The sequence below is a fragment of the Arthrobacter globiformis genome (assembly GCF_046536215.2).
Classification (GTDB): domain Bacteria; phylum Actinomycetota; class Actinomycetes; order Actinomycetales; family Micrococcaceae; genus Arthrobacter; species Arthrobacter globiformis_E.
Genome location: NZ_CM143421.1, coordinates 3,085,872 through 3,100,330 on the forward strand (window position 1 = coordinate 3,085,872; position 14,459 = coordinate 3,100,330).

Below are 14,459 nucleotides of genomic sequence, written 5' to 3' on the forward strand. Positions count from 1 at the left end.
CGTGACCACGCCACGAACTCCGTCACACCGGGAAGACAACATCCCGGTGACCAGTCAGCGTGTCCTGAACGGACGCTATGAACTCGGGGAACTCATCGGCCGCGGGGGCATGGCCGATGTGCACCGTGGCCTGGATACCCGGCTGGGCCGGACAGTCGCCATCAAACTGCTCCGCCCCGACCTGGCCCGGGACCCCCAGTTCCAGGCCAGGTTCAAGCGCGAGGCCCAGGCCGTCGCAGCACTGAACCATCCCTCGATCGTGGCCATCTACGACACCGGCGAACATACTGTGCCGGGCGACGGGCACGACCAGGTCCGCGTTCCCTACATCGTCATGGAGTTCGTGGCCGGCAAGACCCTCCGCGACCTGATCCGGGCCAGCGACATCACCATTGACCAGGCGGTGGATTACACGCTGGGTGTCCTGTCCGCGCTGGAGTACAGCCACAAGGCCGGAATCGTGCACCGGGACATCAAGCCGGCCAACGTGATGTACTGCGAGAACTCGGACATGGTCAAGGTCATGGACTTCGGCATTGCCCGCGCAGTGGCTGATTCCTCCGCGACGATGACCCAGACGCAGGCCGTGGTGGGCACGGCGCAGTACCTGTCGCCGGAACAGGCGCGCGGCGAGGCCGTCGATGCCCGCAGCGACCTGTACTCGGCAGGCTGCCTGCTGTACGAAACCCTGACCGGCCGCCCGCCGTTCGTGGGTGAAAGCCCCGTCTCCGTGGCGTACCAGCATGTCCGGGAGAAGCCCGAACCGCCCAGCAGTTTCAATCCGGACGTCTCCGATGCGCTGGACAGCGTGCTGGAAAAGGCGCTGCAGAAGAACCGTGCGGACCGTTTCCAGGATGCCGCGGCCTTCCGCCGTGCGCTGCGCGCCGCGAAGAACGGAATCGCCGTTCCGGCGTTGTCGCCCAGCGAGGCGCCGACCGACCCCAATGACATCCCGGAGCCGCACCGCACGCCGGCCACGGAAGCGTTCTCCATGACCGGAGCCAGCTTCCTCGACGACGCTCCCACGGGCCGGCTTCGCCGTTCCCGGGACGCCGGTGATGACGAATCCGTGCTGCCGGCCGAGGCCGCGGCGGTCTACGAGACGGCCGAGCACGACGAGCTGCCGCTCGGGCTACCCCGCGAACGGGAGCGGTCCGGCCTGCAGAAGTCCCGCCGTCGGGCCTGGATCACGACGTTCGTGATCTTTACCCTCCTGGTGCTGGCCGGCGGCGGCCTGTGGTTCTACAACTTCCTCAACCAGCCGCCTGCCGAGCCGGCGCGCGTCGCCATTCCCTCGGTGGAGAAGCTCTCCGAATCCGAGGCGATACAGACGCTCTACGACGCGAAACTGCGGCCACAGATCAAGCGGGTGCAGCACGACTCGATCGCCAAGGGCACTGCCATTGGCACCGCCCCGCCTGCGGGTTCGTCGCTGGAACCGAACTCGGAAGTGGTCCTGAACATCTCGGCGGGCCCCAGTGCCGTCAAGATCCCGGAGACGCTGCCGGGACGGACGGAGGCGGCCGCCCGCGACATCCTGCGGCAGGCGGGACTGGTGGGCGCCCCGTCCACCACCATGGTCAACAGCGCCACCGTTCCGGCGGGCCTGGTGATCACCACCAAGCCGGCCCCGGGCCAGCAGGTGGCGGTGGGGAGCACGGTCGAGATCCTGGTGTCCACCGGCAAGGTGGCCATGCCGGAGCTTCGCGGGATGACCCGCGCCGAGGCTGAGGCGGCGCTCAAGGCACTCGGCCTGGTTGCCGTCATCCGTGAGGTGGAGAACTCCCAGGTCCAGCCCGGCAAGGTGACCGGCCAGAGCGATCCGTTGAATTCGCTGGTGGAGCAGGGCAAGGCCATCACCGTGACGGTGGCCGTGGCCCCGGCTCCGGCTCCGGAGCCCACACCCACCCCGACGCCTACACCGAGCCCCACCAAGGGCAAGTAGGGCCAGAACTGGCGCAGGGCCGGCGCCGCACCAGCCCGGGTACTGGTTCGGGCCAGTGCCGAATCCGGCTAGTGTTGGATCAGCGGGCTGAGCTTGGCGGCCCTTTCGGCGGCACCCTTCATGCCCAGCGACTCGAGCCAGTTGCCCAGCATCTGGTAGCCGCCCTCGGTCAGCACGGACTCGGGGTGGAACTGGACTCCGCACAGCGGTGCGGTGCGGTGCTGCAGCCCCATGACGACGCCGCTGGCGGTTTCCGCCGTGATCTCCAGGATCTCCGGAATCGTGTCCCGGACAGCGGCCAGGGAATGGTAGCGCGTGGCCGTCACGGGGGAGGGCAGGCCGGCGAAAACGCTGGCGCCGTCGTGCTGGACCAGGGAGGTCTTGCCGTGCATGAGCTCCGGCGCGTGGGTCACCGTTCCGCCGTAGGCCTCGGCCAGGGCCTGGTGCCCCAGGCACACGCCGAACATCGGCTTCGTCTTCTCGCCGCACCACCGGATCAGCTCGATGCAGACGCCCGCTTCCGACGGCGATCCCGGGCCGGGCGAGATGAGTACGCCGTCGCGCGTTTCTGCCATTTCGATCGCTTCGGCGAGGGTCACATCGTCGTTGCGGACCACTGTTGTCTCGGCGCCCAGCTCCTGGAGGTACCCCACCAGGGTGTAGACGAAGCTGTCGTAGTTATCCACGACGAGAATCTTTGCTGTGCTCATGGGTTTTTCGGCGCACCAATCGTTGAGTCGGTGAATTGGGTGAACTGGGACATCCAGGGGAAAAGGAACTCGACCATCAGGAACAGAGCGCCTGCCACCAGCACCAGCGACGTGAGGACGCGAAGCCAGAGCGGGCCGGGGAGATGACGGAAAATCCAGCCGTACATGCCTAGCCTTCCCCCCTCGCGCGGGCCACCTGGGCTGCGATCTCGGCAGGCGGTCCTGCCGAGGCCGGCTGCCAGTGGTCCAGCACCGAGTACGCGATGATCCGTTCCTCGGAGCCGAAGCGGGGATTGCAGCTGGTCATGGTGAGAAGTCTTTCGGTGGGGCGCACTCCTGGCTGGTTGGGCACCGGCAGGAGGACATCGGCTTCGGTCGGCAGGACGATCCGGTTGTTGCGGAAGACGTAGATGTAGTAGCCGTCCCGTGTCTGGACGTAGATCCTGTCCCCGGGAACCAGCGTGTGGATATTGTCCAGCACGGCGCCGTGTGTCTGCCGGTGGCCTGCCACCGCGAAGTTGCCCACCGCGCCTGGCATGGAGGTGTTGCCGTAGTGGCCGAGGCCCAGGGTGTCCAGGACGTCCGCACTGGTGCCTTCGACGATGGGCCGGGTGTAGGTTTCGCCGAACCGGGGGATGTACATGATTCCGATGGTGCCGCCGTGTCCGGGGGCCTCTCCCACAACGGGCGCTCCGTAGTCCTTCGGGCCGGCGGAGGCCGTGCCGCCCGTCGCAGACGGCGCAGGCGCGGGGGTCACCGGGCCGCCCAGGTCCCGGGCGAAGTCCCTGACGGCTGCGCTTTGCTTGGCATCGGACTCCACGTTGGTCCACCACAGCTGCCATGCGACAAACAGGAGCAGCACTATGCCGGCGGTGATGAGCAGCTCGCCGAAGATCTGCACGGCCTTCCGCAGGATTACGACGCCGGTCGCCGGCTTGCCGGTGGCCGTCACCTTCTCCTGCACTACCACGCGATCTCCTCCAAGGCGGTTGCGGGGCACCGGTGCGGACTGAACTACAGCTAGAATTGGCTGCTAGTAAGACTTCAGACCTGACCAAGAGTGTGCAGACCGCCGGCTATCCCCTCACAGCAGGATATCAAGCCGGGGTCGGTCCTCTTGATTCAGCAGCTAAGGAGGACATGTGCCCGAGTCAAAGCCACGTAAGAAGCCTGCCCGCCCGGCCGAGCCCGTTTCCGCCCAGGCCGCCTACAAGCCGAACCCCGTCTGGTTCAAGCCCGTCATGTTCGGCCTGATGATCATCGGCCTGCTCTGGATCATCACCTTTTACATCAGCGAGGGGCAGCTGCCGGTCCAGGCGTGGCAGTCCTGGAACATCCTGGCCGGGTTCGGCATTGCGATCGTGGGCTTCCTGATGACCACGCGCTGGCGCTCCTGAGCCAACACCCATGACCGCAGAAGGCATCATCATCGGCGAGGATGGCCTGGCCCGCCCGCTGTGGGCGTCCACGGATCCCCTTCTGCGCGAGTATTACGACACGGAGTGGGGCCTGCCCGTCCGGGACGAACAGGGCATGTACGAGCGAATCAGCCTCGAAGCTTTCCAGGCGGGCCTGTCGTGGGCCACAATCCTGCGCAAACGCCCCGCGTTCCGGGCTGCCTTCGACAACTTCCACCCCGAAACCGTGGCCGCCTTCACCGAGGACGACGTCGAACGCCTCCTTCAGGATCCCGGCATCGTCCGCAACCGCCTCAAGATCCGTGCCGCGATCACCAATGCCAAAGCCACCTTCGCGCTGCGGGACGAGGGCGGCCTCGTGGACTTTGTCTGGAAGTTCCGGCCAACCTCCACCCCCGCCCCCGTCACTTACGCCGACGTGCCCACCACGTCCCCTGAGTCCATCGCCCTTTCCAAGGCACTGCGGAAGAAGGGCTTCGCCTTCGTGGGGCCCACCACCATGTTTGCCCTGATGGAAGCGATCGGCATGGTGGACACGCACCTTGTGGACAGCCACCGACGGGGAACCTCAGGAGTCTGGGCCTAGCTTCTTCGGGACACGCTGCCGGGCACGCTAGCTTCCCGCACCGGCCGGTCCACACGTGTTGGTAAAGATATCCACAGTGTTGATAACTTCGGCGGTCGCCGCCCGGCGAGAACCCGCTACAACCCCGGCTGGCACCGCCGGAGGGCCGAAACTTGCATTTTCGAAGTTATTAACAGTTGTGGAAACGACTGTGGAAAACTCCGGCTTTCAGCCCTTTTCCTGCTTCACGGGATGCTGGCTGGTGATGGAAACCCGGTTGAAGGCATTCATCGCGATAGCCAGCCAGCTCACCGCTGAATACTGCTCCTCGGTAAGGTGCTCCCGCGCGTACGCGTCCTCCAGGCCGCGCGTACGGGCGTCCGGGAGAACCGTGACGCTCTCGGCAAGGGCCAGCGCGGCACGCTCGTGGTCCTGGAACACAGCGGTGTCCCGCCAGGCTGGAAGAACGGCCAGGCGCTGGGTGGATTCGCCACCCTTGACGGCATCGGCGACGTGCATGTCGAGGCAGTAGGCACAGCCGTTAATCTGCGATATGCGGACGTTGAGCAGTTCGATCAGCTTCGCGTCCAGGCCGGCTTCCAGCATCGCTTCCTTGGCCTTCAGCCCCAGCCCGTTCAGGGCCCGCCAGGCCGCGGGGTGGTGCTTGTCCAAGAAGATGTGGCTGTGGGTACTCACCCCATAGAGACTACACGGGCGGGTGTGGATACTCGGCCGGTTATCCACTTAGCAACAGGCGACTACCCACAAGTTATCCACAGGTGGGGAAAACTTGTGGGGATAGTCCGCGGGATCGGCACAAACTAGGCGTTGCGGGGCTTTTTACCGGTGGAATGACACCCCTGTGAGTTATTAACAGTGTGAATAACCCTGTTGAAAGGAAGGCCGCTGCAGGGCTCGACCGGTGTCCAGATGTCTATTTGTGCCCGGAACACCGTCACGCGGTGAACTTTCGGTGAAGTTGTCCACTTAACCACAGCCGTAGGCTGCGAAGTTATCCACAGGTGTGGACGGCAGCGTGCACATTGTCCGGAAATCGCTCAGCAGCCCGCCATCTCGGGGCCGGGCCGATGAGTTACAGCTGTGTAAGTTATTAACAGTGTGGATAACCGCTGTGGAAAACCCTGCGGGTCCCGCAGACCGGGTGCGGCCTCCCGGAATCCACCCAAGGGCACCCGCCCCGGCCCGTATACACAAAAATGCCCCCGCTTCGGAAAGCGAGGGCATTGCGGGGGAGAGGACTGGAGGGCGCGGGGTGCCGCGGCCCAGCGTCAGGACGCCACGATCACCCGGTACCAGGAGGCCACCACCAGCAGGCCCATCACCAGGGCCAGCCCGCCGGCCTGCAGGATGTTGCGCCGCGGGCCGCGTGGAGCGTAGGCGATGGCGGCGGCACACAGGGCACCGGTGATGAAGCCGCCCAGGTGTGCCTGCCAGGCGATCTGCGGCACCATGAAGCCGATGACGCCGTTGATCGCGATGAGCACCCAGAGCTGTCTCGTCTCGCCGCCGCGGTGGCGCTGCACCACCAGCATGGCGCCGAACAGCCCGAAGATCGCGCCGGAGGCGCCCACGAGTCCCACGGGACCGCCCTCGGGGAGGATCGGCGTCAGCAGCAGGTATCCCACCGACCCGCCGATGGCGGACAGCAGGTAAACGGCAAGGAAGCGGATCCGGCCCAGCAATGGCTCAAGCGCCTGGCCGAAAATCCACAGCGTGTACATGTTCAGGACGATATGGAGCAGGAAACCTTGGGAGTGCAGGAATGCCGAGGTGAGCATGCGCCACGGCTGGAACACCCCGTACTCGGGTGTCGCGTAGACCGACGCGTAGGCGAGGGTCCGGTACACGGCGTTGCCGGGAAGCACCCACTGCAGAACGAACAGCAGGGCACACGAGGCGATGATCGCGTACGTCACCGCGGGTTTGCCGGACGCAACGGCACCGCCGTAAACGGTCCGTGCTGCCGGCGTCGCACGCTTTGTTTCGTTGACGCAGTCAACACACTGGAATCCGACGGCGGCCGCGCGCTGGCACTCGGGGCATGCCGGCCGCCCGCAACGCTGGCAGCTGACATACGAGGGCCGGTCCGGGTGCCGGGGGCACACCGGTACCTGCGCTGACGGCTCCGCCGCCGGAATTCCGTAGCTCACGTGGCTAGAGCTGCTCGATGTCGATGCTGTTGATGGTCACATCTTCAACCGGGCGATCGCCCATGCCGGTGCGGACGCCCTCAATCGCGTCCACAACCTTCTTGGACTCGTCGTCGGCAACTTCGCCGAAGATGCTGTGCTTGCCCTGCAGCCAGTCGGTGGGGATGGTGGTGATGAAGAACTGTGAACCGTTGGTTCCCTTGCCCATCTGGATGCCGGCGTTGGCCATGGCCAGCTTGTAGGGGGCGCTGAAGCTCAGCTCGGGGTGGATCTCGTCGTCGAAGCGGTAGCCCGGTCCGCCGGTGCCGCGGCCCAGCGGGTCGCCGGCCTGGATCATGAAGTCCTTGATGATGCGGTGGAAGATGGTGCCGTTGTAGAGCGGCGTGCCGGTCTTGTCCTCGCCGGTTTCCGGGTGGGTCCAGGCCTGTTCGCCCGTGGCCAGTCCGATGAAGTTCTTGACAGTCTTGGGCGCGTGGTTGCCGAAAAGGTTCACAACGATGTCGCCGAGGCTGGTGTGGATGGTTGCTTTTGCAGTTGCTGAGGCAGTCATACGGTCATTCTTTCACGGCGGGTCAACGCTAACCCGGGCGCCAAAGACAGTTCCGCGTTCGGTGAAATCCACCGTGAATCCGCCGGAACGATAGCAGCCCGGCTATTCGTGCACGTAGGCTAACAACAGAACCGTCACATTAATCGGGAGGTAGTTGTGAAGAAATCGGATCGTATTGCCCGCGAACTGGAGTTGTCGGTCAGTTCTGCAGTCGAGAACGCAAAAGACCGCGTGGAAGCAGCGGTGGACTGGGCAGTTCCCCGCCTCCAGCAGGGCATTGACACCGCTTCCCCCAAGATCCAAGAGGGGCTCAAGGTGGCAGCCCACAACCTTGCCGACGGCGTCGCCACGGTAACGCCGCGGCTCCAGGACGGCTTGGCGCAGCTTGCCCCGAAGATCCACGACGTCGTGGAAGGCGCGCCGCCGCGGCTGCACGATGCGCTGGACCGGGCCACCCCCGTCATTGCGAACGCACGCGACCGCGTGGTGGTTGAGTACCTGCCCCGGCTCTCGGACCAGATCGGATCCGCATCCGAGGCTGTCCACAGGACGCTCGAAAACACCCCGGCCCGTGTTGACGCCGTGGCCCAGAAGCTCGGCGACGTGGGCATCATCCACACTATCCAGGAACAGGCCCACGTGGCCGGCGGCCACCTCAAGTCAGCCGCCAACGAGGCCAGCCGGGCAGTGACGGGCAAGGCGCTGGTGGTGGAGCCCCAGAAGCCGAAGAAGCGCGGCCTCCTCATTATCGGTGTGATCACCGCGGCCGTGGCCGCCGGCGTTGCGGCGTGGAAGGCTTCCAAGCCGGTCGAGGACCCCTGGAAGACTCCCGCCCCCGTGACGCCGGCACCGTCGACGACGGCTGCGACCACGCCGGCAGCCTCCGCCACCGGTGTTGGGTCGGCCGCCGCCACCCCGGCTCCCGTTCCGGCAGCCCCCGCCAGCGGTTCTGCTTCGGATTCCGCTGAAACGCCGCTGGATGCCGCCTTCGCACTGGCCGCCGAGGACGAAGCCGAGACTTCCGCCGACGCCTCCGCCGACAAGGCAAAGCACGTTGCCGGCGACGCTGGTTCCAACGCCGCTGACGTTGCCACCGATGAAAAGACCGCGGTGAAGAACATCGCATCCAACATCGAGAACGGTGCCGACAAGAAGGCCTAGCCAAGTGCCCGCAGGGGCAGCAACAGGAGGGGTTCCGCTGCGGCGGGACCCCTCCTGTTGTCTCTGCGGTGCTAAGTTTGAGGTGATGTCACCCGATAGATCCGCAGAGGATGCCTTGACTGACACTGAGCCGCGCGTATCCATTGTTATCCCGGCCTACAACGAGGAAAGTGTCATCCGGCAGTGCCTGATCGCGGCGGTGTACCAGTCCGTTCCGGCGCACGAAATCATCGTGGTGGACAACATGTCCAAGGACCGCACGGCGTCGATCGTCACGCAGATGCAGCAGGAGTACCCCGAGAGCCCCATCATCCTGCTCAGCCAGGACAGGGAGCAGGGACTCATCCCCACCCGCAATTTTGGCCTGGACCACGCCACCGGGGACATCCTGGGCCGGATCGACGCCGACTCGGTGGTTGAACCTGACTGGGTGGAGCAGGTGCAGAAGGCCTTCGAGGACCTGTCCACATCCGCCGCCACCGGGCCCGTGGTCTATTACGACATGCCGATGCGCCGCTTTGGCCTGAAGGCGGATGACAAGATGCGCCAGCTGATGCTGAAGCTGGCCAAGCACCAGTACCACTTCCTGTTCGGCTCCAACATGGCCCTCCGCCGGTCCGCCTGGGAGACCATCCGCAGTGAAACCTGCCGGGATGAGAAGGACGAGATGCACGAGGACATCGACCTTTCCCTGCATCTCGCGGACCACGACCTCAAGGTCCATTACTGGCCGCAGATGGTCTCCGGAATGTCGGCACGCCGGCTTGAGGACTCACCCCGCGACTACAGGTACTACGTGACGCGCTTCGACCGCACGTACAAGGCCCACAACGTGAAGAAGATGGCCCTCAAGGCGCCGATGGTGGTGTTCTTCTCGGTGTATTTTCCGGCCAAGCTACTGCGCGCCATCCACACCGTCAACACCAGCCAGCCGGTCCGCCGCGGCGGCCAGTAGCACGGCGGCTACCGGCCGCCGCGGTCAGTCAGCCCCCAGCTCCGCCAGCGGGCGTTCCTCGGGCGGCTTGCCCCGCCCGGCTTTACCGTTGCGCTGTCCGGCCACGACGACGGCGAGGCCCACGAGGATGAGCGCCAGCCCGGCGTACGTTCCCGCAGGGAGAGTCTCGTTCAGGAACACGGCGGCCAGGAGCGCGGCACCGGGTATTTCAAGCAGGATGACCATGGACACCAGCAGCGGGCTCATGGTGGCCAGCAGATGGTTGAATGCCGTATGTCCCACGAGCTGGGCGCACACGGTGATGGCCAGGATCCCCAGCCAGCCGCCGGCGTCGAACCCGGTCAGTGGCTGGTTGGTGAAGACTGCCAGTACGGCCACCAGGACAGCGCACATGCCGTAGCAGAGGGCCGTGTAGGTGCCGGTGGTCATGCTCTGCCGGGCCCGGCCACCGGCCAGCGTGTAGATGCCGGCGAGGAGCCCGCCCGCCATGGCCAGGAGGTCACCCAGCAGCGCGTCGGCGGAGGTGCCCATGTCGAAGCCGGTGATGGCCACCACGCCGCCGAACGAGATGCCCAGGCCCACCAGGACCTGCCAGCGGTGCCGCACGCCGCGGAAGAGCTGAATGATGGCGATCCAGGCGGACTGCAGGCAGACGAGGGCCGTAGCTGCGGCCACGGAGGTCAGCTGCAGGGACGTGATGAAGCAGGCGAAGTGCAGGGCGAGGGCTACGGCCGCGACGAGCGACCAGCGGAACTCATAACGCCCGATGCGGCCGAACTGGCGCGGCTCCCGGATCAGGGTGGGGGTGGCCATGACGGCTGCCGCGATGGCGTTGCGCCAGAAGGCGATGGCGAGGGCCGTGACAGTGGTGGCGCCAAGCGTGGCGGCGATGAGCGGTCCGGATGAAGCCACGCCCAGGACGCCCAAGGCTGCAAAGAAGAGATTCACGCTTCAACAGTAGTGGGCCGGGAGTGCCCCGCCGGTGCCTGCCGATGCCTGCCGAAACCAGGGCAAAGCAAAAGGTCCCGGCCGTTTCCGACCGGGACCTTTCTTATGGTGGAGGCACGGGGACTCGAACCCCGAACCCCCTGCTTGCAAAGCAGGTGCGCTACCAATTGCGCCATGCCCCCATAAGAAGCAACCCGTCCATCATACCCTAGTTCCGGAGGCCGGCTGACCGGCCTCCGCACCGGGATCCGGGCTATTCAACCTTGTCGGTTGCTTCGCTCCAGACTGTTTTCCGGGCTTCGGATTCCTGCACCTTTTTCCTGTAGAAGAGGACGCCTGCGACCGCAGCTGCAATAACCAGCAACTTCTTCACACGCACCCCGTTCCGGCTGGATTCCTGAAAATCCGACCTAAACCTCTACTTGGACCTGTGCAGGTTCCGTGGGCGTACCAGGACTTGAACCTGGGACCTCTTCGTTATCAGCGAAGCGCTCTAACCGCCTGAGCTATACGCCCCGATGCCTCATCGGGCCGAGACATGACTCTACAGCACATCCCGGCCCGATCTCAAATCGAGGCATTCCAGCGGGTTTTTCCCGCGGAAATACGGGGTTTTAGTCGTCCGTCAGGGTCACGCCGATGCCGCCCACAAGGGTTGCCGAGATGTTGTACAGCACAGCTGACAGCATGGACAGGGCCGTGAGCAACACCACATTCACGACCGCGATGATGGTCGCGAACGACGCCACCTGGCCGAGCGAGGCGACCTTCTTCAGTTCGAAGCCGCCGCCTTCGGAACCGGCGAGGGTTCCCAGCAGGCTGTCCACCTGGTCGAAGATGCCGGTCAGGTCCAGCACGGTCCACAGCACGATGGCCGCCACGACGGTGACGATGCCGAGCGCGACAGACAGCAGGAACGCCATTTTCAGGACGGACCAGGGGTCAACCTTGCTGACCAGGAGCCGGGCGCGGCGCACCTTCGCCTTCGGAGCGGGCTTAACCAGCCCGGGCGCGCCCTGGGCGCTTTGGGCGGCCTGGGGCCGCTGTCCGGGGGCTGCCGGGCGCTGTGCCGGCGCGGCCGGCCGCTGGCCCTGCGGGCGCTGCCCGGTGGGGGCCGGGCGTTGCCCCGCACCTGCCGGACGCTGTCCCGGGGCGCCCGACGGCGCGGCCGGGCTCTGCTGGGGGCGCACCGGGGCGTTCACCCGGGGAGCGGAGGCCGGCTGACGCATCCCGCCGGGACCATTACTGCTCGGCTTGGGAAATGAGTCGGAATTGCTCACTCGTTACCTCCGGTGTTGTCTTCGTTCGCCTCAGCATCGCCGGACGTTCCTTCTGCTTCATCGGCCAGTCCTGAAGCCGCCTCTGCGGATTCCTCGTCTGGCCCGGCATCTTCAGCCAACGTTACGTCATCAGCGGCGATAGCCAAGATTTCTGACGCGCTCGGTTCGTCGGCGTGGTCGGCTTCAGACTCGCGCTCGGCGCTGGCTTCAACTTCGGCTTCGAGGCCGCGTTCGGTGTTGCGGGCAACCTCGATGATGCGGTCGTTCTTGTCCGGCTTGGCGAAGATGACGCCCATCGTGTCGCGGCCCTTGGCAGGGACTCCCGCCACGGATGAACGGACCACCTTGCCGCCGCCCATGACCACCAGGACCTCGTCTTCCTCCTGGACCACGAGGGCGCCCACAAGATCCCCGCGTTCCTCGGCCAGCTTGGCCACCTTGATGCCCAGGCCGCCGCGGCCCTGCAGCCGGTATTCCTCGACGGCGGTGCGCTTGGCGTAGCCGCCTTCAGTCACCACGAAGACGTAGGACCCCTCGGCCACGACATTCATGGCCAGCAGTTCGTCGTCCTCGCGGAACTTCATGCCAGTCACGCCGGACGTGGCGCGGCCCATGGGGCGGAGCGCGTCGTCGGTGGCCGTGAAGCGGATCGACTGGCCTTTGCGGGACACCAGCATGAGGTCGTCCGTCTCGGAGACCAGCTGGGCGGAAACCAGTTCGTCCTCCTCCCGGAGGTTGATGGCAATGACGCCGGCGGAGCGGTTGGTGTCGTAGTCCTCGAGCCGGGTTTTCTTGACCAGGCCGCGCTTGGTGGCGAGCACCAGGTACGGCGCCTGCTGGTAGTCGTTCAGGTCCAGCACCTGCGCGATGTGCTCGTCCGGCTGGAAGGCCAGCAGGTTTGCCACGTGCTGGCCCTTGGTGTCGCGGCCGCCCTCGGCAAGCTCATAGGCCTTGGCCCGGTACACCCGGCCGAAGTTGGTGAAGAAGAGCAGCCAGTGGTGGGTGGTGGTGACGAAGAAGTGTTCCACGACGTCGTCGCCGCGCAGCTGGGCACCCTTGATGCCCTTGCCGCCGCGCTGCTGCGAACGGTAGTTGTCGCTCCGCGTGCGCTTGACGTAGCCGCCGCGGGTGATGGTGACCACCACTTCCTCTTCGGGAATGAGGTCTTCCATGGACATGTCGCCGTCGTAGCCCATCAGGATCTGCGTGCGGCGGTCGTCGCCGTGCTTGGCCACGATCTCGGCGAGTTCCTCGCTGATGATCGTGCGCTGGCGTTCCTCCGAGCCGAGGATCGCGTTGTATTCGGCGATCATCGCTTCGAGTTCGGCGTGGCGGTCCTGGATCTTCTGGCGTTCCAGGGCAGCCAGCCGGCGGAGCTGCATGTCCAGGATGGCGCGGGCCTGGATCTCGTCGATGTCCAGCAGCTGCATGAGGCCGTCCCGTGCAGCCTCGGTGGTGCTCGAGGCGCGGATCAGGGCGATGACCTCGTCCAGCATGTCCAGTGCTTTGAGGAGGGCACGCAGGATGTGTGCTTCTTCCTCGGCCTTGCGCAGGCGGTAGCGCGTGCGCCGGGCGATGACATCCAGCTGGTGGGTGACCCAGTGGCGGATGAAGGCATCGAGGCTGAGGGTGCGCGGCACCCCGTCCACGATCGCCAGCATGTTCGCGCCGAAGTTTTCCTGCAGCTGGGTGTGCTTGTAGAGGTTGTTCAGCACCACCTTGGCGACGGCGTCGCGCTTCAGGACGATGACGAGGCGCTGGCCGGTGCGGCCGGAGGTTTCGTCGCGGAGGTCGGCGATGCCCTGGACCTTGCCGTCCTTGACCAGTTCGGCGATCTTGATGGCCAGGTTGTCCGGGTTCGCCTGGTACGGCAGCTCGGTGACCACCAGGCAGGTCCGGCCCTGCAGCTCCTCGACGTTGACCACGGCGCGCATGGTGATGGAGCCGCGGCCGGTGCGGTAGGCATCCTCGATGCCCTTGTGGCCCAGGATGGTGGCGCCGGTGGGGAAATCGGGGCCCTTGATCCGCTTCAGCAGTTCCTCCAGGAGCTGCTCGCGGCTGGCGGTCGGGTTGGCCAGGTACCACTGGACGCCGTCGGCCACCTCGCGGAGGTTGTGCGGCGGGATGTTGGTGGCCATGCCGACGGCGATGCCGGAGGACCCGTTGACCAGCAGGTTGGGGAACCGCGCCGGAAGGATGGTGGGTTCCTGGTTCTTGCCGTCGTAGTTGTCCTGGAAATCGACGGTTTCCTCGTCGATGTCGCGGACCATCTCCATGGCGAGCGGCGCCATCTTGGTTTCCGTGTACCGCGGGGCCGCGGCGCCGTCGTTGCCGGGCGAGCCAAAGTTGCCCTGGCCCAGCGCCAACGGGTACCGCATGGTCCAGTCCTGGATCAGGCGCACCAGCGCATCGTAGATCGCCGTGTCACCGTGCGGGTGGTACTGGCCCATGACCTCGCCCACCACGCGGGCACACTTGTTGAAGGCGCGGTCCGGACGGTAGCCGCCGTCGAACATCGCGTAGAGCACGCGGCGGTGGACCGGCTTCAGCCCATCACGTACATCCGGCAGCGCGCGGCCGACAATGACGGCCATGGCGTAGTCGAGGTAGGAGCGCTGCATCTCCGTCTGCAGGTCCACCTGCTCCACGCGGTCGATCAGCACGTCGCCCTCCAGCACCGGCTCCTTGCCGTCCGGAGACTCGGCCGGGACCTCGGGTGTTTCGTCACTCATAGTCTGTATTTTCCGTTTCAGGTA

The 14,459-nt window shown here is 65.8% G+C and carries 15 protein-coding genes and 2 tRNA genes; 5 read left to right on the plus strand and 12 right to left on the minus strand.

Annotation, left to right across the window (positions count from 1 at the left end; translation table 11 throughout):
- The first annotated feature begins 1 nt into the window (after window position 1).
- Window positions 2–1,945 (plus strand): Stk1 family PASTA domain-containing Ser/Thr kinase, encoded by a 1,944-nt coding sequence (gene pknB, locus R5O87_RS13865; RefSeq protein WP_410556554.1) that lies wholly within the window; start codon window positions 2–4, stop codon window positions 1,943–1,945.
- Window positions 1,946–2,013: 68 nt separating this feature from the next.
- Here pknB and R5O87_RS13870 read toward each other — a convergent pair whose 3' ends face one another.
- Genes R5O87_RS13870 through R5O87_RS13880 form a run of 3 tightly spaced genes read right to left on the minus strand, consistent with a single transcriptional unit; the run spans window position 2,014 to window position 3,625 of the window.
- The gene (locus R5O87_RS13870; protein ID WP_410556553.1) at window positions 2,014–2,655 is read right to left on the minus strand and encodes an aminodeoxychorismate/anthranilate synthase component II; all 642 of its coding nucleotides are present in this window, start codon (window positions 2,653–2,655) and stop codon (window positions 2,014–2,016) included.
- The gene (locus R5O87_RS13875; RefSeq protein WP_043418205.1) at window positions 2,652–2,822 is read right to left on the minus strand and encodes a hypothetical protein; all 171 of its coding nucleotides are present in this window, start codon (window positions 2,820–2,822) and stop codon (window positions 2,652–2,654) included. Before R5O87_RS13875 ends, R5O87_RS13870 begins: the two co-directional genes overlap by 4 nt.
- 2 nt (window positions 2,823–2,824) lie before the next feature.
- Window positions 2,825–3,625, minus strand: coding sequence for a class E sortase (locus tag R5O87_RS13880; RefSeq protein WP_410556552.1), 801 nt, complete (start codon window positions 3,623–3,625; stop codon window positions 2,825–2,827).
- Window positions 3,626–3,797: 172 nt separating this feature from the next.
- Here R5O87_RS13880 and R5O87_RS13885 point away from each other — a divergent pair, with 172 nt between their 5' ends.
- On the plus strand, window positions 3,798–4,052 hold the full coding sequence (locus R5O87_RS13885) for a cell division protein CrgA (RefSeq protein ID WP_387102398.1): 255 nt from the start codon (window positions 3,798–3,800) through the stop codon (window positions 4,050–4,052).
- 10 nt (window positions 4,053–4,062) lie between these two features.
- On the plus strand, window positions 4,063–4,659 hold the full coding sequence (locus R5O87_RS13890; RefSeq protein WP_410556551.1) for a DNA-3-methyladenine glycosylase I: 597 nt from the start codon (window positions 4,063–4,065) through the stop codon (window positions 4,657–4,659).
- Between the two features lie 207 nt (window positions 4,660–4,866).
- Here the strand turns inward: R5O87_RS13890 and R5O87_RS13895 are convergent, their stop codons facing one another.
- From R5O87_RS13895 to R5O87_RS13905, 3 genes are all read right to left on the minus strand, one after another.
- Window positions 4,867–5,334, minus strand: a complete 468-nt coding sequence (locus R5O87_RS13895; RefSeq protein ID WP_410556549.1) for a carboxymuconolactone decarboxylase family protein — start codon at window positions 5,332–5,334, stop codon at window positions 4,867–4,869.
- A 593-nt stretch (window positions 5,335–5,927) separates the two neighbouring features.
- On the minus strand, window positions 5,928–6,809 hold the full coding sequence (locus tag R5O87_RS13900) for a rhomboid family intramembrane serine protease (RefSeq protein ID WP_410556548.1): 882 nt from the start codon (window positions 6,807–6,809) through the stop codon (window positions 5,928–5,930).
- A 4-nt stretch (window positions 6,810–6,813) separates the two neighbouring features.
- Window positions 6,814–7,359 carry a peptidylprolyl isomerase gene (locus tag R5O87_RS13905; protein WP_003800238.1) on the minus strand — a complete coding sequence of 182 codons (546 nt, stop codon included), beginning with the start codon at window positions 7,357–7,359 and terminating at the stop codon, window positions 6,814–6,816.
- A gap of 156 nt (window positions 7,360–7,515) precedes the next feature.
- On the opposite strand from R5O87_RS13905, the gene R5O87_RS13910 reads away from it, so the two are divergent.
- Together R5O87_RS13910 and R5O87_RS13915 are read left to right on the plus strand one after the other, a co-directional pair.
- A complete protein-coding gene (locus R5O87_RS13910; protein WP_410556547.1) occupies window positions 7,516–8,520 on the plus strand; it encodes a hypothetical protein in 1,005 nt (334 codons plus the stop codon).
- Between the two features lie 85 nt (window positions 8,521–8,605).
- Window positions 8,606–9,475, plus strand: coding sequence for a glycosyltransferase family 2 protein (locus R5O87_RS13915; RefSeq protein ID WP_410556546.1), 870 nt, complete (start codon window positions 8,606–8,608; stop codon window positions 9,473–9,475).
- 24 nt (window positions 9,476–9,499) lie between these two features.
- On the opposite strand, the gene R5O87_RS13920 is transcribed toward R5O87_RS13915, so the two are convergent.
- From R5O87_RS13920 to gyrA, 6 genes are all read right to left on the minus strand, one after another.
- Window positions 9,500–10,423 carry a DMT family transporter gene (locus R5O87_RS13920; protein WP_410556545.1) on the minus strand — a complete coding sequence of 308 codons (924 nt, stop codon included), beginning with the start codon at window positions 10,421–10,423 and terminating at the stop codon, window positions 9,500–9,502.
- A 106-nt stretch (window positions 10,424–10,529) separates the two neighbouring features.
- Window positions 10,530–10,605, minus strand: a tRNA-Ala gene (locus R5O87_RS13925).
- A gap of 71 nt (window positions 10,606–10,676) precedes the next feature.
- Window positions 10,677–10,802 carry a DLW-39 family protein gene (locus R5O87_RS13930; RefSeq protein ID WP_462836309.1) on the minus strand — a complete coding sequence of 42 codons (126 nt, stop codon included), beginning with the start codon at window positions 10,800–10,802 and terminating at the stop codon, window positions 10,677–10,679.
- A 63-nt stretch (window positions 10,803–10,865) separates the two neighbouring features.
- Window positions 10,866–10,939: transfer RNA gene (locus R5O87_RS13935), tRNA-Ile, on the minus strand.
- A gap of 98 nt (window positions 10,940–11,037) precedes the next feature.
- A complete protein-coding gene (locus tag R5O87_RS13940) occupies window positions 11,038–11,703 on the minus strand; it encodes a DUF3566 domain-containing protein (RefSeq protein WP_410556543.1) in 666 nt (221 codons plus the stop codon).
- The gene (gene gyrA / locus R5O87_RS13945; RefSeq protein WP_410556542.1) at window positions 11,700–14,435 is read right to left on the minus strand and encodes a DNA gyrase subunit A; all 2,736 of its coding nucleotides are present in this window, start codon (window positions 14,433–14,435) and stop codon (window positions 11,700–11,702) included. Before gyrA ends, R5O87_RS13940 begins: the two co-directional genes overlap by 4 nt.
- Between the last annotated feature and the right edge of the window lie 24 nt (window positions 14,436–14,459).